The following is a 13,911-nucleotide window of genomic DNA, read 5'->3' as shown; positions in this document are numbered from 1 at the left end:
CGTCAGCAGCAGAGAAACGAGATTATGAAGAATCTTTTCCGCTTCGTCAACCCCTTTTTTTCGCTCACCGCTTGAAAAAGCTTGCTGACTCCTGCGTCCGCCGGTTTCCGCGGCGGCCTTCGCTGCCTGACGTCGGAGACATCGAACTGCGAAGGGGGCGAATCTTATCGCCTCGATCGCGAGTCCGCAAGCCCTTCCCATCGACTTAATTGAAAAGAGGCGCAACGCGCCTCCTCCTTTCACTGAGCGGCATTCGCGCTCACGACTTCGGATCGTCCGTCGTCGGCGGGTCGAACAGCGCCTTGCACGGCGGCGAGAGTTCATCGTAGTGCTGCTTCATGCAAGCCTCGATCTTCTCCTTGTTCGGGATCACTCTCGCGCAGAAGCGGAATGCATCGCCACGGCAGGCATGTTCCTGCTCGTTGCGCGATTCGCCGCTGCTCGCCATCGCGAAGGTTAGACCGACCAGCAATGCGCCCGCTTTCATCATGCGATCGAACGGCTTCCTCATGGCGTTCTCCTCGTGATGCGTAGTCCGACGCGACCCTGCAAGGGCTATTCCCGGCACGCCGCTTGCAGCGCTGCCCTCACCTGCCACGATGAGGCGCTGCTCTCACGCAGCGGAACGCCATGAACCCACCGCTCACCCGGATCCTCGCGCTTTGCTCGGCCATTGTCATACCAGGCATCCCCCTGGCCGCTCACGCGGACGACAGCGCGAGCCCCTGCGCGGCGCTCAAGCGCATCGTCGCGGCAGCACCGCAGCATTTCGCGTCGCTGAGTCCTGACGACGGACACGCCGTCGCGCAACCCTATGGCGACGACGCGCAGTGCGCAACGACTGGCGGGAGTTTTCAGTGCGTGTGGAGCGCGCGCGACGCCGGATCTGGGACGAATGCGCTCGAAGGCGTAGGCGCCGACATTGCCTCGTGCCTGCCCGACGCAACGCACGACGTGAACTCGCCTGGCCGCCAGCACTTCTATCTGGGGCAGCGCGGCAGCCGGACCGAGATCACCGCGCAGACCGATGGCTCGACGCGCGTCAAGCTGATCGTTTCACATCAATAGGCATGCCGTCAGCCAAACGCGTCCGCAACCGCGCAGTTCAGGACCACTATGAGCCCACGGCCGCCCGCCGCCGCGTCGCGCCCGCCGCAGCCCGCGCGGCGCCGTGCCGACGGCCGGTGAGCACCGTCTGCACGATCACCGCGGCAAGCAGGAATGCGCCGCTCGCCAGGTTTTGATAGTAAGGGCTCAGCGTGCCGACCTGATTGATCACATTGTCGATGACACCGAGCAGCAACACGCCGGCCAGCGGACCGGCCATCGTTCCCACGCCGCCCGTGAGCAACACGCCGCCGATGACAGCCGCGGCGATCGACTGCAGTTCGTAGCCGGTCCCCGCCCCCGACAACCCCGAGTCCAGGTGCGACGCCAGCAGCGCCCCCGAGAGCCCGGCGAGTGCACCGGACAATCCATAGGCGAGTATCTTCACGCGCTCCACGCGCACGCCCAGCATGCGCGCCGCCTCTTCGTTGCCGCCGATCGCAAAGATCGCCGCGCCAAAGCGCGTGTGGTTGAGCAGCGCGCCGCCCAGTGCATAGACGACCACCAGCACCCAGATGAGATTGTTGACGCCAAACACCGAGCCATTGGCGATGCGCGCGAAGAAACCCGGATTGGCAATCAGCAGATCCTGGCTCGCGAGCACGAGCGCGAGCCCCTTGAGCGCGAGCAGCGCCGCGAGCGTGACGATGAACGGCGCCATGCGCGCGCGGGCGATCAGCACGCCGTTCACCAGACCGACGACGAAACCCGCCGCCACGGGCGCGAGCATCGCGGCGCCCCAGCCATAGGGCGCGGCATAGGCGGCCAGCACCGTGCCGAGTCCGACCATCGACCCGACCGAAAGATCGAAGCCGCCCAGGATGATGACGATGCTCTGCCCCACGGCGACGAGCCCGAGAAACGCACCGTTCGACGCGATGTCCGCGAGGTTCGCGGGGCGCAGGAAGTCGGGAAACACCATGCCGGCCACGAGCGCCACGACCACGAGCATCGCGATCGCCCCGCGCGACTGCACGAGCGCGATCACTTGCGCGCGCCGATTGGCGCCCGGCGTGGCGGCGGTTTGAGCGTCCACTGGTTTGGCGTTTTGCATCGCGTCAGCCTCCCGCGCGTTGCAGATACAGCGCGACGACGATGAACACCGCCTTGAGGATCTGCGCGTAGGTGAAGCTGATGTTGTTCATGATGAAGCTCGCGTCGAGCACCTGGAGCAGCAGCACACCGAACACCGCGCCGACGATCGAGATGCGTCCGCCCGAAAGCGGCGTGCCCCCGATGACCGAAGCGGCAATCGCATCGAGTTCGAAGTTCACACCCACATAGTTGGGATCCGCCGCGCCAAGTCGCGATGACGCGAACACGCCGGCGAGTCCGGCAAGCGTGCCGCTCACCGCGTAGACGAGAAAGAGCGTGCGCCGCACCGGAATGCCCGCAAGAAACGCGGCGCCGCGGCTCGCGCCCACGAGAATCGCGTAGCGCCCGAAGGTCGTGCGCCGCACGACGAACGCGACCACCACCGCGAGCCCGAGCGCGATCAGCATGACGACGGGCAGCGGGCCGAGCGCACCGGCGCCGAGCAGATCGAACGCGGGCGTGTCGGGCAGATTCACGCGGGAGCCACCCAGCAGCGCCTGCGCGAGCCCGCGCGCGGCGACCAGCAAGGCGAGGCTCGAGATCAGCGGATCGATGGCCAGCAGCGCGACGAGGAACCCGTTGCACAAGCCGACGACGGCGCCCACCGCGACCGCGCCCACGAGCGCCGGGCCCACGCCATACGGCAGGAACACGGCAATCGACGCGCTGGCGAGCGCCATCACCGAGCCTACGGAGAGATCGATGCCGCGCGTCGCAATCGCGAGATTCTGGCCCAGCGCGATCAGCACGATAGGCGCCGCCTCGAACAGCAGGCTGCGCGCCGCGAAGGGATTCGAGAAGCCGGGCGTGACGGCGAGATTGAACGCGACGAGCGCGGCGAGCGCAAAGTACACGCTGTGCTCGCGCAGCACGGTGCGCCAGGTCTGCGCACGCGCCGCCGCGCCGGACGCGGGCGAGACGGAACGGCTCGAGGAATTCGAAGGATTCGAGGGGCTCAAGCTTGCCTCGTTCGATTCAAGGTTGGTCGCCATCGGAGCGGTTGTCGTGGATTGTGGCGGGTTTGGCGCGGGGTTGCTCACGCGGTGCCGTCGCCGTGGTCGGCGCTGTCGTCGGATCCGGCGCCGGCCAGCACGGCGAGCACTTCGTCGGGATGCGCGCCGGCGGTCGGCATGCCGCCCTCGGTCGCGCCTTCGTTGAGCACGACGAGGCGGTCGGTCAGCGCAAGCAGCTCTTCCATCTCCGAGGATGTGACCACCACCGCGAGCCCCTCCTGCGCAAGCTCCTGCACGACGCGATGCACCTCCTCTTTCGCGCCGACGTCGATGCCGCGCGTGGGATCGTCGAGCAGCAGCACCGTTGGGCGCGTAGAGAGGCAGCGCGCGATCAGCGCCTTTTGCTGATTGCCGCCCGAGAGCGTCGTGATGAGTGCGCCGGGCCCGGCCGTCTTGATGCCGAGCCGCTCGATCGAGTCCCGCACCACTTGCGCTTCCTTCGCACGCGAGATGAAGCCGAAGCGAGAAATGCGCGGCAGCAAGCTTGCGACGATGTTCTCGCGCACCGAGAGACGTGGAAAGATGCCTTCCGCGCGGCGGTCTTCGGACAGGAAGGCGAGCCCGCGGCCGATCGAGCGCGCCGGGTTGGCATGCGTGAGCGCGCGGCCAGCGACATCGACCTCCCCGCCATCGGCCTTTTGCGCGCCGAAGATCGTCTTGAATGTTTCTGTGCGGCCCGAGCCGAGCAGTCCGGCCAGCCCGACGATCTCCTTGCGGGCCACGCGCAGCGACACGTCGCGCACGCGGTTGCCCCACTGCAAATGGTCGACGGCGAGCGCAGGCGTGGCGTCGGCATCGGCGCTGCCCGAGCGCTCGGCCCAGGCGTGCTCGCCCGCGCTCTCGCGGCCCAGCATGGCCGCGATCAATGCCGCGCGCGGCAGTTCTGCGGGCGTACCCGTGCGGACCACTGCGCCGTCGCGCATCACCGTAAAGCGATCGCACAGCCGGTAGCATTCGGAAAGCCGGTGGCTCACGAACAGCAGTGCAATGCCCTCGGCGCGCAGGCGATCGACGACTTCGAACAGCACGTCCACCTCGGCGCCGCTCAGGGCCGAAGTCGGTTCGTCGAGGATCAGCACGCGCGCGCCCAGCGAAACGCCGCGCGCAATCGCCACCATCTGCTGCGCGCCGAGCCCGAGCGAGCCGAGACGCGCGGCCGGATCGACCGCGAGCCGGTAGCGCTGCACGATGTCGGCGGCGCGCTCGAGCATGCGCTTCCTGTCGATCAGGATGCCGAAGCGTTTCGGTTCATGGCACAGAAAGATGTTGTCGGCCACGCTGCGCTCCGGTATCAGGTTGATTTCCTGATACACGGCGCACACGCCCGCGCCCTGCGCGGCGCGCGGACTGTCGAACGCGACGTCCGCGCCGTCGAGCGTGAGCGCGCCCGAGTCGGGCTGATGAAAGCCGGTGAGGACCTTGATCAGCGTGGACTTGCCCGCGCCGTTCTCGCCCACGAGGCCGTGCACCTCGCCCGCGCGCAGCGTGAGCGAGACGTCGCGCAGCGCGCGCACCACGCCGAAGGTCTTCGAAACGCCGTGCGTTTCGAGCACGGCGCGCGGCGTGGCCGTGGCGGAACCGGTGCGACCGGTGCGATCGGCGGGGGCGCTCGTCGTCATCGTGCGGACGCGGCTCAGTAGACCTTGCCCTGCGCGAGCGACGGCTGCGCGTTGTTCCGGTCGAACAGCGCGTCATCCATGATCTGCTTTTGCGGCACCGGCTTGCCCGCGAGATAGTCTTCCAGCGACTTGAAGGCGAGCGGACCGAAGCGAGGGTTCGTTTCGACGTCAGCAGCGACAACGCCGTTCGAAATATCCGTGACGATTTCCTTTGTGCCGTCGATCGAGACGATCTTCACGCCGTTGAGCTTGCCGGCCTGGCGCAGCGCCTTGATCGCGCCGACCGTCATCGTGTCGGCATGGGTGTAGACGGCGTTGACGTCCGGGTGCGCGAGCAGGATCTGCTCCATTACCTTCTGCGCTTCGGTCGTCGACCAGTTTGCGGTTTGCGCCGCAATGATCTTCATGCCGGGATAGGGCTTGAGGCCGTTCGCAAAGCCGTCCGTGCGCTGGCTTTCCACCGTGTTGCCGTAGCCGCCCTGGATCTCGGCGATGATCGCGTTGCCGCCCGTGGCGTCTGCCAGCGCCTTCGCCGCGCGCTCGCCCTGCTTGTAGAAGTCGGAGCCGAGGAACGTGATGAAGTCGTCGCACACCGTGCCCGCGGTCTGCCGGTCGATCGTCACGACGGGAATGCCTTTGGCGCGCGCCTGGGCGAGCGCGGGCTGCAGGCCTGTGGAGTCGTTGGGCGCAATGATGAGCGCCTCGGCGCCCTGGTTGATCATGCTTTCGATGTCGGCGACCTGCTTCGCCTGGTTGGCGTTCGCGTTCGTATACAGGAGACGCTTCACGCCCGCTTCCTTCGCCGCTGCGCGAACCGAGGCGGTTTCGGTCGCCCGGAACGGGTTCTGTTCATTCTCCGACTGAGAGAACCCCACCACCATGTCGCTCAGCTTCTTGCCGGCCGGTTTGGCATTCGTGCAGCTCTCGCTGGAATTCGACTGGACTTTCTGCGCGCCGGCAGTGGACTGCGCGTGAGCGCTCGCGGCGAACGCGCTCGCGAAGCAAAACCCGGCGGCGATGAGGGCGGACTGGATTCGTTGATGACGCATGGCTGTCTCCTGTGTCGGCCAGAACGCATGCGGCAGCACGGGCTCCGGTCTCACGCAAAGCGATGAATGACATCGGCGGTGCTGGCCATCGGCCCCACCGCGGTTCTTGTTGTCTTTCTTGATTCATCCAGCACGACGCACGACGCGCGATGCGCCCCACCGAATTATTATGGCCACTGCTTCAACTAATATTACCAGTCAATTTTCGGAGATATTAATGAGGGTATTCACGGGGGAAGCAGAGTCCGGCGCGCACACCGAGGTCCGTTCGATGAGCGGCCCGTCGAGCTTCACGGTGCGGTGGCGCACCGGCGCGCCGGCGCTGCGGTTCTGCTCTTCCTGCAGCAGCGTCTCGACGGCCCAGCGCCCAAGCTCGTAGTTGGGCAGCACGACGGTGGTAAGCGGCGGGTGGGTGTGACGCGCGATTTCCTGGTCGTCGTAGCCCATTACGGAAACGTCTTCGGGCACGCGCAGCCCGAGTTGTTTGAGCGCTTCGATCGCACCGATCGCCGTCAGGTCGTTGGCGCAGAAAATCGCGGTGGGCGGATTCGGCTCGCGCATGAGCGAGAGCGTGAGTTCGAAACCCTTGCCCGAACTCCAGTCGCCGTCGCGCACGAGGCGTTCGTCGAACAGCAGGTCCGCAGTCGCGAGCGCCTGGCGATAGCCCTTCAGACGGTCTTTCGCGGCGTCCTGCCAGGTTTCGCCATTGATGAACCCGATGCGCCGATGCCCCGCTTCGATCAGATATTCGGTGGCCGTATGGCCGCCCGCCACTTCGGCCGGCACGACCGAAGAGAGCGCGTGATCGGACGCGTAGCAGTTGAGCAGCACGGCCGGCACCTTCAGCAGCGCGGGCGGCACCGTGACCTTGCGCGTGTACACGGTCGCGTAGATCACGCCGAGCACGTTCGGCATGGCGAGCGTTTGCAGCACCTGCTGCTCCATCTGGGCGTTGCCATGCGTCGAGAACACCGCGAGCAGACAGCCGTTGTTCCAGGCGGCGTCGCGCGCGCCGTCGATGCTCACGACCGGGTGTGGACTCGTCGAGACTTCGTCGGCGAGATAGACGATGAGGTTGCGCTCGCCTGCGGGGGCGGGCGTCTGCACCGCGCGGATCGGCAACTGGTAGCCAAGCGATTGCGCGACCTCGTGCACCTTCAGGCGCGTCGCTTCGGAAAGCTTGGCGCCGACCGCGCCGTTGAGCACGAGGGAAACCGTCGATTGCGATACGCCGGCGGCCTTCGCGATGTCGGTCATGGTCGGGCGGCGTTGCGTCGATTTTTTCATCGGATCTGAGGGGGACTGCGGGAGGGCTGCGCGGCGCGGCGGCGCGCGCTCGGGGCCGCGCTGTTGGCCCGAAGCGTAGCACTAATAATTTTGGCCATCAATTGGAGCATGTCACCATTTTTTGGCGGCATCATCAGCGATTTCAGCGCCTATATTATCTTTTATTAGTAATAAAACGATGCACTTGGAGAACGCTCATTTGACTGCCCGACCGACACCCTCGTCGCCCCCGGAGATCGCATTCGACGCCGCCGCGCTCGACGACGGCCAACTCGTCACGCTGGCCCATGGCGACGCGCGCGCGCTCGTCGCGCCGCACGTCGGCGGCTCGATCGCGGCGTTCTACGACGCAGCCGGCCACACCCCTGCGTCGCACTGGCTGCGTCCCGCCACGCGCGCCGCCATCGACGCGCGCGATCCGCTAGGCATGGCGAGCTTTCCGCTGATGCCGTACTGCAACCGCATCCGCGACGGGCGATTCCGCTTCGAAGGCGAGATGATCGACTTGCCGAGCGGCACCGGCGCGCTGCGCCACGCGCTGCATGGCCACGCATGGCGGCGCCCCTGGACGGTCGAGGCGCAAACGGCTGAGACGCTCACGCTGCACTTCCTGCACGAGCCGAACGAGTCACATGAAGCGCACGGACCCCACGGATCGCGCAAGGCCAGTTCACACGTCGGCACCGGTTGGCCGTTTCGCTACGAAGCGCGCCAGCACCTCACGCTCGACGCCAGCGGCCTCACCGTGCGCCTGTGGGCACGCAACCTGGCCGCGCGGCCCATGCCGTTCGGTCTGGGCCATCACCCGTACTATCCGCGCTCGCCCGGCACGCGTATCGCCGCGCGCGTGCGCGCCATGTGGGAGATCGACACGGAAGTGCTGCCGGTCTCGCTCAGCGCGCACCCAGCCGTCGACGCGCTGCAGGCCGGCCTGATCGTCGACGACTTCGACCTCGACAACAACTTCTCCGGCTGGCGCCGCGAGGCGGTCATCGAATGGCCGCACGAAGGCCGTCGCCTCGCGCTGCGCGCGAGCACGCCACTCGACTTCTTCGTGGTCTTCTGTCCACCCGGCCTGCCCTACTTCTGCGCCGAACCTGTCAGCAACACGACGGACTGGCTCAATCTGCGTCACGAAGGCACCGTGCAGCGCATCGACGTGGGCGGCACCGTGCTCGCGCCCGGCGAAACACTCGAAGCCCAGCTTGCCTGGCAACCCGAGTGGATCTGAAGCGGTCGGTCGCTCACATGCCGGCGCCGCTCTGCCCACCCGAGCGCACGCCCGCCAACGGCGCGCCGTAGCCGCCCGCCTCGGCGTTGTTCGGGTGGCCGTTCGCGAGTTGCCCGCGCGGATCGGTGGGACCGACCGGCATCTCGCCGGCCTGGCGATTGCCGTGGGTCGGGTATTCGCTGCCGGGCTGGGCGCCCGGCATGAGCGCGAGGCTGTTTTGCGGCGTACGCAGGTCGTCGTTCGGCGCGAGCTGGGCAAAAACCTGGCTGGGCGCGCCTGCCAGCATCGCGCTTGCCATGAGGCACGGCGTGGCCGCGTGGGCGAAGAAAAGCTTCATCTGGCACTCCTTGTCGCGCAACGCGACACGCTTGCGGCACGCGAGTGCTCGCCGTGCTGCTTTCAGGCTAGCAGACGGCCGCCTGCCACGCCCCATAATGATCTCCAGCAAACGCCGCGCTGCGGTTACTATTCCGGGTTGTAAGGCAAACCAGAAAAAGCGGCTCGCCACGGCGGGCCGATACAACGACAACCTCGGTCGACAGGAGACAAAACCATGGACCAGCCGCGTGCCGTCGACGTCCAGACCTTCATCAACGAACATCCGTTCTCGCCGTTCCAGTGGTTCATCTTCGCGATGTGCTTCGTCATCGTCCTGCTCGACGGTTTCGACACTGCCGCGATCGGCTTCATCGCGCCTTCGCTGCTCGGCGAATGGGGCATCCCCAAACCCGCGCTCGCGCCCGTGCTGAGTGCGGCGCTCTTCGGCCTTGCTTGCGGCGCACTCGTGTCCGGACCGCTTTCCGATCGCCTCGGGCGCCGCGCCATGCTGGTCGGCTCGGTGTTGCTGTTCGGCGTGACCTGCCTCGTTTCGGCGTTCTCCACCAGCATCGGCGAACTCACGTGGCTGCGCTTCATTACGGGCGTGGGTCTCGGCGCCGCCATGCCGAACGCGGTCACGATGATGGGCGAGTTCTGCCCCGACCGGAACCGCGCCACCGTAATCAATCTGATGTTCTGCGGCTTTCCGCTCGGCGCGGCCTGCGGCGGCTTTCTCGCGGCGTGGATGATTCCGCATTTCGGCTGGCGCAGCGTGCTCATGCTCGGCGGCGTGACGCCGCTCGTGCTCGCCGTGCCGCTCTTCCTGCGCATGCCGGAATCGGTGCGCTACATGGTGGCGAACCAGCGGCCCGTCGAGCGCATTCGCGCCGCGCTCGCCCGCATCTCGCCCGATGCCGCCAAGGCGCAGGTGTTCACGATGACGGAGCACGCACCGCAGACGCAAAGCAAGGGCCTCGGCGTCGTGCTTTCGCCGATGTACCTCGTCGGCTCGGTGATGCTGTGGGTCGCGTATTTCATGGGGCTCGTGATCTTCTACGCGTCGATCAACTGGATGCCGCTCCTGCTCAAAGACTCCGGCCTCACGGCCTCGAGCGCCACGCTGATTTCGGCACTCTTCCCGCTCGGCGGCGTGGGCGCGGTGCTGAGCGGCATGCTGATGGACCGCTTCAACGCGAACCGCATCATCGCCGCGTGCTACGTACTCACCGCGCTTTCGGTGTGGCTCATCGGCCAGGCAGCGGGTAACGTGGCCCTACTCGTCCTCGTGGTGTTCGTGGCCGGCGTGCTGATGAACACGGCGCAATCGTCGATGCCCGCGCTCGCCGCCGCGTTCTATCCCACCCAGGGGCGCGGCACCGGCGTGGCCTGGATGCTCGGCATCGGGCGCTTCGGCGGCATTGCGGGCTCGTTCCTCGTGGCCGAACTCGCGCGCCGGCACTTCACGTTTGCGGGCATCTTCGCGACGGTTGCCGTCGCCGGTCTGATTGCCGGCGCCGCACTGCTCATCAAGCAGGCCGCGCGGCCGCAGACGAGCGGATCGTCGGCGGCAAAGACGGAGTCGTTCGGGCACTGAGGCCCGCGGGCGTGTCGATGATTGCGCCGTGCCGCGGGCCACGGGCCGGCGCAATCCGCAGAGCGATCAGCCGCCGAGCGCGCCGAGATTGAGCCTGTGCGAATGGCCGATCCACACGGCGGCGTCGCGATGATCGCGCAGGGCATCGGTGGTGTTCGGATGCACGAACACGTCGAGTGCGCCGTGATTGAGCGTGAGCCATTCGACGACCGTCGTGAAATGCTCTCGCGTAATGGCGAGCTGATACGACCACATCGGATGCGGCCCGACCGGGCGCTCGTGAAAGCGGCCGATCTGCACGATCTCGCCGAAGCGGGCATCGATCGCCTCGCGCAAGGTCCATGCGGCGTCGCGCGTCGCAGCGTCGAAATAGACGTGGGCGTGCCAGCTCGTGATTTCGGCGGGATCGAGGTAGTTCATGGTGGAAGCAGGAATGCGGTGAGGGTTCGAGCCGACATTGTCCATCGAATGCCCCGCACCGCGCAGGCGAACGCACCACGCCAGGTTTCAGTGCGCGCCGTTCGAATACGTGTCGCCGACCATCAACCGCACGATTTCGTCGCCGTCGGTTTCCGAGACGCGCCGCTCGCCCGCCACTTCGCCGCGCCGCAGCACGACGATGCGCTCCGCCACCGCGAAAATATCGTGCAGGTTGTGCGAGATGAGAATCACGGCCACGCCCTGCGCCTTGAGTCCGCGGATCAACTCCATCACCTTGCGTTGCTCGGGCACGCCGAGCGCCGCGGTGGGCTCGTCCATGATGAGCACGCGCGCGTTCCAGTAGATCGCGCGGCCTATCGCAATGGCCTGGCGCTGGCCGCCCGAGAGCATCTTTACGGGACCCGTGAGCTTGCGCGGCGGAATCACGATATCGAGCCGCTCGAGCACTTCGCGCGCCACCCGCGCCATGTGCGGCCGGTCGATCACCTGGAAGCCGAGTAGCCGTCGCACGGGTTCGCGGCCGAGGAAGATGTTGCTGCCCACGTCGAGATTGTCGGCGAGCGCGAGATCCTGATAGATGGTTTCGATGCCCTGCGAGCGGGCATCCTGCGGATCGCGCAGCTGGAGCGGCCGCCCTTCGAAATGAAGATCGCCCGCATCGGCGCGATACACGCCAGAGAGAATCTTGATGAGGGTGGACTTGCCCGCGCCGTTGTCGCCCGCGAGCGCAAGCACTTCGCCGGGCATCAGCCGCAACGACACACGCTTGAGCGCCTCCACGCCACCAAAGCGGATCGAGACATCACGCGCCTCCAGAATCGGCGTGGCGCTCTCATCGCTCATTGCGCGCCTCCGAGCCGGTCCTTGTACTGGTCGATCAGCACCGAAAGAATGATGACGATGCCGACCACGATGAATTGCCAGAACGCGTTGACGTCGATGAACACGAGCCCGAATTCGATCACGGCGATGATGAGCGCGCCGATCAGCGTGCCGATGACGTTGCCGGTCCCGCCAAAGAGACTCGCGCCACCGATCACGACCGCCGCGATCGAATCGAGCAGCATGGGTTCACCCGCATTGGCCGCGCCCGCAGCGAAGCGCGCTGTGTAGACGATGCCGCCCACCGCCGCGAAGGCCGCCGCAATCAGATAGATCGCGAACAGATGACGGCGTACGTTGATGCCCGCGCGCACCGCCGACTGCGGATTGCCGCCTACCGCGTAGGTGTACTGACCGAAGCGCGTTTGCGAGAGCACGAAGTGCATGATGACGAGCAGCACGGCCGTGAGGATCACGGGTGTCCAGCCGCTGCCGAGCCACGCGAGCCCAGGATTGTTCACGGAGACGGTCATGCCGCTGCCCGCAGCGAGAAAGCCCACGCCGCGCGCGACCCCATACATGCCGAGCGTGCCGATGAATGCGGGCACGCCCAGGCGCGCGATCAACACGCCGTTCACGAAGCCCGGAATCAGGCATACGAGCACCGTGAGTGGTATCGACATCAGCAGGATCCACGGCGATGCGCCGCCGGGAATCGTGAACTGTGCGACGCACACCGCCGCGAGCCCCATCACGAAGCCCACCGAAAGATCGATGCCCGCGGTGATGATCACGAACGTCTGACCGATGGCCAGCAACAACGGCGCGCTAGCGGCAAGCCCGATCGACTGCAGGTTGTACGCGTTGAACACGAACGACCGGTGCGCCGAAATGCGCGCCCACGCCTCGAAGAAGACGAGCAGCGTGCCGAGAAAGAGCCACGGCCAGACCTTGCTGACGAGCGCGAGCCTGTCGAGTCGTTTGTCGTTCATGTGGCTCTGTTCGCGCGGCTTAGTTCGAGTAGATGTACTGCTTCATCTCCGGCTTGTCGATATTCGACCTGTCCAGCACCACGAAGCCCGTGCCCTTGTAGGTGGGAATCTTCTTGCCGTGGATGGTGTCGGCGGCGAACTTCACGGCGTCATAGCCCATCTCGTCGGGAAGCTGCGCGATGGCGATATCGACGAGGCCGCTTCTGATCTGCTCGTCGATGCCCGGCACGGCGTCGAACACGACGACCTTTACCACGCCCTGCTTGCCCGCGTTCTTCACGCCTTGCGCCGCGCCTGCACCCGAAAACGTGTTGGCGCCGAATACGCCCGCAAGGTCGGGATTGCGCGCGAGTACCGCCGCCACGTGCGAGGCGGCGCGATTGGCGTCGTCCTCGTTGTACTGCGTCTCGAGCACCTTGATGTTGGGGTGCTTCTTCATCTCTTCCATGAAACCTTGCGCGCGCGCGTCGGTGCTGGAAATGCCCGGCTTGTTGTTCTCGCAATAGACGGTGCCCTTGTCGCCGATCGCTTTGGCGAGCGAGCGCGCCGCCACGTGGCCGCCTTCCAGGTTGTCGGAAGCGACGTAGGAGAGCGGGAAGTCGGCGTCGCCCTTGCCGCTTTGATAATGGCCGTCGCCGATATAGGTGTCGACGGTGATGACTTTGATGCCGGCGTCGGCGGCTTCCTTGAGCGGGCCGATGAGCTGTTGCTTGTCGACGGGCGAGACGAGCAGCACGTCGGGATGCTTGGCGATGAACGCCTTGAGGATTGGCACCTGCTCCGTGGTGTTCCAGGCCTTCGGAACCTGGAACAGCAACTGGATGTTTTCTTCCTTCGCCGCGCGTTCGGCGCCGCGATGCATCGTGAAGTAGAAGGGATCGGTGACGCCGGGCAGCAGCGCGACGACGGGATGCGCCGCATCCGCGTGCGCCACGCCGGGCAGCGCGCCGGCGACGATCGTGGAAAGAGCCATCAGACAGCCAAGAGCGATGCGCAACATGTTTGTCTTCCTCCAGGTGAGTCCGACGCACGGCGCCCAATCTTCCCGAGGCGACCACGCCCGGCAGCAGTGGCTCAGTATACTGACGCGCTCTGCCGCGGGGCCTGGTGTTTTCCTGCACTCTTTCGACGCTTTATGCGCTTCGGATGCAGACATCCCGATTGGTGGGACGACTGACTATTTTCATTGCAGGAACAACCGATACGCCGGATTGCTCGTCTCTTCCCAGTGCGGATAGCCGAGCGTGGCGAGGAAACGGCGGAACTCGGCGTCTTCGGCGGCGGGCACCTGGATGCCCACCAGAATCGAGCTGTAGTCGGCGCCCTGGTTGCGGTAGTGGAAC

General features: G+C 66.2%; 15 protein-coding genes and 1 pseudogene. 3 read left to right on the top strand and 13 right to left on the bottom strand.

The annotated features are described in order from the left end of the window. The coding region (locus AB4Y43_RS39410) for a hypothetical protein (protein WP_368730206.1) at positions 1–225 on the bottom strand (225 nt) is incomplete at its 3' end. A 34-nt stretch (positions 226–259) separates the two neighbouring features. Beyond that, positions 260–490 carry a hypothetical protein gene (locus AB4Y43_RS39405; protein ID WP_368730207.1) on the bottom strand — a complete coding sequence of 77 codons (231 nt, stop codon included), beginning with the start codon at positions 488–490 and terminating at the stop codon, positions 260–262. Between the two features lie 140 nt (positions 491–630). On the opposite strand from AB4Y43_RS39405, the gene AB4Y43_RS39400 reads away from it, so the two are divergent. Continuing rightward, on the top strand, positions 631–1,068 hold the full coding sequence (locus AB4Y43_RS39400; protein ID WP_368662048.1) for a hypothetical protein: 438 nt from the start codon (positions 631–633) through the stop codon (positions 1,066–1,068). A 46-nt stretch (positions 1,069–1,114) separates the two neighbouring features. Here the strand turns inward: AB4Y43_RS39400 and AB4Y43_RS39395 are convergent, their stop codons facing one another. The 5 genes from AB4Y43_RS39395 to AB4Y43_RS39375 form a co-directional block, all read right to left on the bottom strand. Next, complete coding sequence (locus tag AB4Y43_RS39395) at positions 1,115–2,161, bottom strand: ABC transporter permease (RefSeq protein ID WP_368730205.1); 1,047 nt, start codon at positions 2,159–2,161, stop codon at positions 1,115–1,117. Positions 2,162–2,165: 4 nt separating this feature from the next. After that, positions 2,166–3,194 (bottom strand): ABC transporter permease, encoded by a 1,029-nt coding sequence (locus tag AB4Y43_RS39390; protein ID WP_368730204.1) that lies wholly within the window; start codon positions 3,192–3,194, stop codon positions 2,166–2,168. Between the two features lie 44 nt (positions 3,195–3,238). Further along, positions 3,239–4,834: a sugar ABC transporter ATP-binding protein gene (locus AB4Y43_RS39385; protein WP_368730203.1), complete on the bottom strand. Its 1,596-nt coding sequence runs from the start codon at positions 4,832–4,834 to the stop codon at positions 3,239–3,241. Positions 4,835–4,848: 14 nt separating this feature from the next. Next, on the bottom strand, positions 4,849–5,883 hold the full coding sequence (locus AB4Y43_RS39380) for an ABC transporter substrate-binding protein (RefSeq protein WP_368730202.1): 1,035 nt from the start codon (positions 5,881–5,883) through the stop codon (positions 4,849–4,851). A gap of 198 nt (positions 5,884–6,081) precedes the next feature. Further along, entirely contained in the window at positions 6,082–7,170 is a 1,089-nt protein-coding gene (locus AB4Y43_RS39375; protein WP_083245737.1) for a LacI family DNA-binding transcriptional regulator, read from the bottom strand. 199 nt (positions 7,171–7,369) lie between these two features. Between AB4Y43_RS39375 and AB4Y43_RS39370 the strand changes: the two genes are divergently transcribed. Further along, entirely contained in the window at positions 7,370–8,401 is a 1,032-nt protein-coding gene (locus AB4Y43_RS39370; RefSeq protein WP_368730201.1) for an aldose 1-epimerase, read from the top strand. A gap of 13 nt (positions 8,402–8,414) precedes the next feature. Here AB4Y43_RS39370 and AB4Y43_RS39365 read toward each other — a convergent pair whose 3' ends face one another. Further along, positions 8,415–8,699, bottom strand: a complete 285-nt coding sequence (locus AB4Y43_RS39365; protein ID WP_256095113.1) for a hypothetical protein — start codon at positions 8,697–8,699, stop codon at positions 8,415–8,417. 255 nt (positions 8,700–8,954) lie between these two features. Between AB4Y43_RS39365 and AB4Y43_RS39360 the strand changes: the two genes are divergently transcribed. Then, complete coding sequence (locus AB4Y43_RS39360) at positions 8,955–10,313, top strand: MFS transporter (protein ID WP_368730200.1); 1,359 nt, start codon at positions 8,955–8,957, stop codon at positions 10,311–10,313. Positions 10,314–10,379: 66 nt separating this feature from the next. On the opposite strand, the gene AB4Y43_RS39355 is transcribed toward AB4Y43_RS39360, so the two are convergent. The 5 genes and pseudogenes from AB4Y43_RS39355 to AB4Y43_RS39335 form a co-directional block, all read right to left on the bottom strand. Next, entirely contained in the window at positions 10,380–10,733 is a 354-nt protein-coding gene (locus AB4Y43_RS39355) for a DOPA 4,5-dioxygenase family protein (RefSeq protein WP_368607097.1), read from the bottom strand. A gap of 87 nt (positions 10,734–10,820) precedes the next feature. Then, positions 10,821–11,597, bottom strand: a complete 777-nt coding sequence (locus tag AB4Y43_RS39350) for an ATP-binding cassette domain-containing protein (protein ID WP_069269366.1) — start codon at positions 11,595–11,597, stop codon at positions 10,821–10,823. Continuing rightward, the gene (locus AB4Y43_RS39345) at positions 11,594–12,568 is read right to left on the bottom strand and encodes a ribose ABC transporter (protein WP_069269367.1); all 975 of its coding nucleotides are present in this window, start codon (positions 12,566–12,568) and stop codon (positions 11,594–11,596) included. The genes AB4Y43_RS39350 and AB4Y43_RS39345 overlap by 4 nt, the downstream gene beginning before the upstream one ends. Positions 12,569–12,587: 19 nt before the next feature. Then, the gene (locus tag AB4Y43_RS39340) at positions 12,588–13,568 is read right to left on the bottom strand and encodes an ABC transporter substrate-binding protein (protein ID WP_368730199.1); all 981 of its coding nucleotides are present in this window, start codon (positions 13,566–13,568) and stop codon (positions 12,588–12,590) included. 183 nt (positions 13,569–13,751) lie between these two features. Beyond that, positions 13,752–13,911 (bottom strand): annotated as a pseudogene (locus tag AB4Y43_RS39335) (threonine ammonia-lyase, biosynthetic); the annotation flags it as partial.

Origin of the sequence: Paraburkholderia sp. BR10872 (assembly GCF_040965835.1) — a bacterium.
Taxonomy (GTDB): domain Bacteria; phylum Pseudomonadota; class Gammaproteobacteria; order Burkholderiales; family Burkholderiaceae; genus Paraburkholderia; species Paraburkholderia nodosa_A.
This window is presented reverse-complemented; position numbering and strand designations above follow the sequence as displayed.

Excerpts from the sequence above, each read along its gene's own strand:
- AB4Y43_RS39405 (WP_368730207.1), bottom strand. The coding sequence starts at position 490 with ATGATGAAAGCGGGCGCATTGCTGGTCGGTCTAACCTTCGCGATGGCG.
- AB4Y43_RS39400 (WP_368662048.1), top strand. The coding sequence starts at position 631 with ATGAACCCACCGCTCACCCGGATCCTCGCGCTTTGCTCGGCCATTGTC.
- AB4Y43_RS39395 (WP_368730205.1), bottom strand. The coding sequence starts at position 2,161 with ATGCAAAACGCCAAACCAGTGGACGCTCAAACCGCCGCCACGCCGGGC.
- AB4Y43_RS39390 (WP_368730204.1), bottom strand. The coding sequence starts at position 3,194 with ATGGCGACCAACCTTGAATCGAACGAGGCAAGCTTGAGCCCCTCGAAT.
- AB4Y43_RS39385 (WP_368730203.1), bottom strand. The coding sequence starts at position 4,834 with ATGACGACGAGCGCCCCCGCCGATCGCACCGGTCGCACCGGTTCCGCC.
- AB4Y43_RS39380 (WP_368730202.1), bottom strand. The coding sequence starts at position 5,883 with ATGCGTCATCAACGAATCCAGTCCGCCCTCATCGCCGCCGGGTTTTGC.
- AB4Y43_RS39375 (WP_083245737.1), bottom strand. The coding sequence starts at position 7,170 with ATGAAAAAATCGACGCAACGCCGCCCGACCATGACCGACATCGCGAAG.
- AB4Y43_RS39365 (WP_256095113.1), bottom strand. The coding sequence starts at position 8,699 with ATGGCAAGCGCGATGCTGGCAGGCGCGCCCAGCCAGGTTTTTGCCCAG.
- AB4Y43_RS39360 (WP_368730200.1), top strand. The coding sequence starts at position 8,955 with ATGGACCAGCCGCGTGCCGTCGACGTCCAGACCTTCATCAACGAACAT.
- AB4Y43_RS39355 (WP_368607097.1), bottom strand. The coding sequence starts at position 10,733 with ATGAACTACCTCGATCCCGCCGAAATCACGAGCTGGCACGCCCACGTC.
- AB4Y43_RS39350 (WP_069269366.1), bottom strand. The coding sequence starts at position 11,597 with ATGAGCGATGAGAGCGCCACGCCGATTCTGGAGGCGCGTGATGTCTCG.
- AB4Y43_RS39345 (WP_069269367.1), bottom strand. The coding sequence starts at position 12,568 with ATGAACGACAAACGACTCGACAGGCTCGCGCTCGTCAGCAAGGTCTGG.
- AB4Y43_RS39340 (WP_368730199.1), bottom strand. The coding sequence starts at position 13,568 with ATGTTGCGCATCGCTCTTGGCTGTCTGATGGCTCTTTCCACGATCGTC.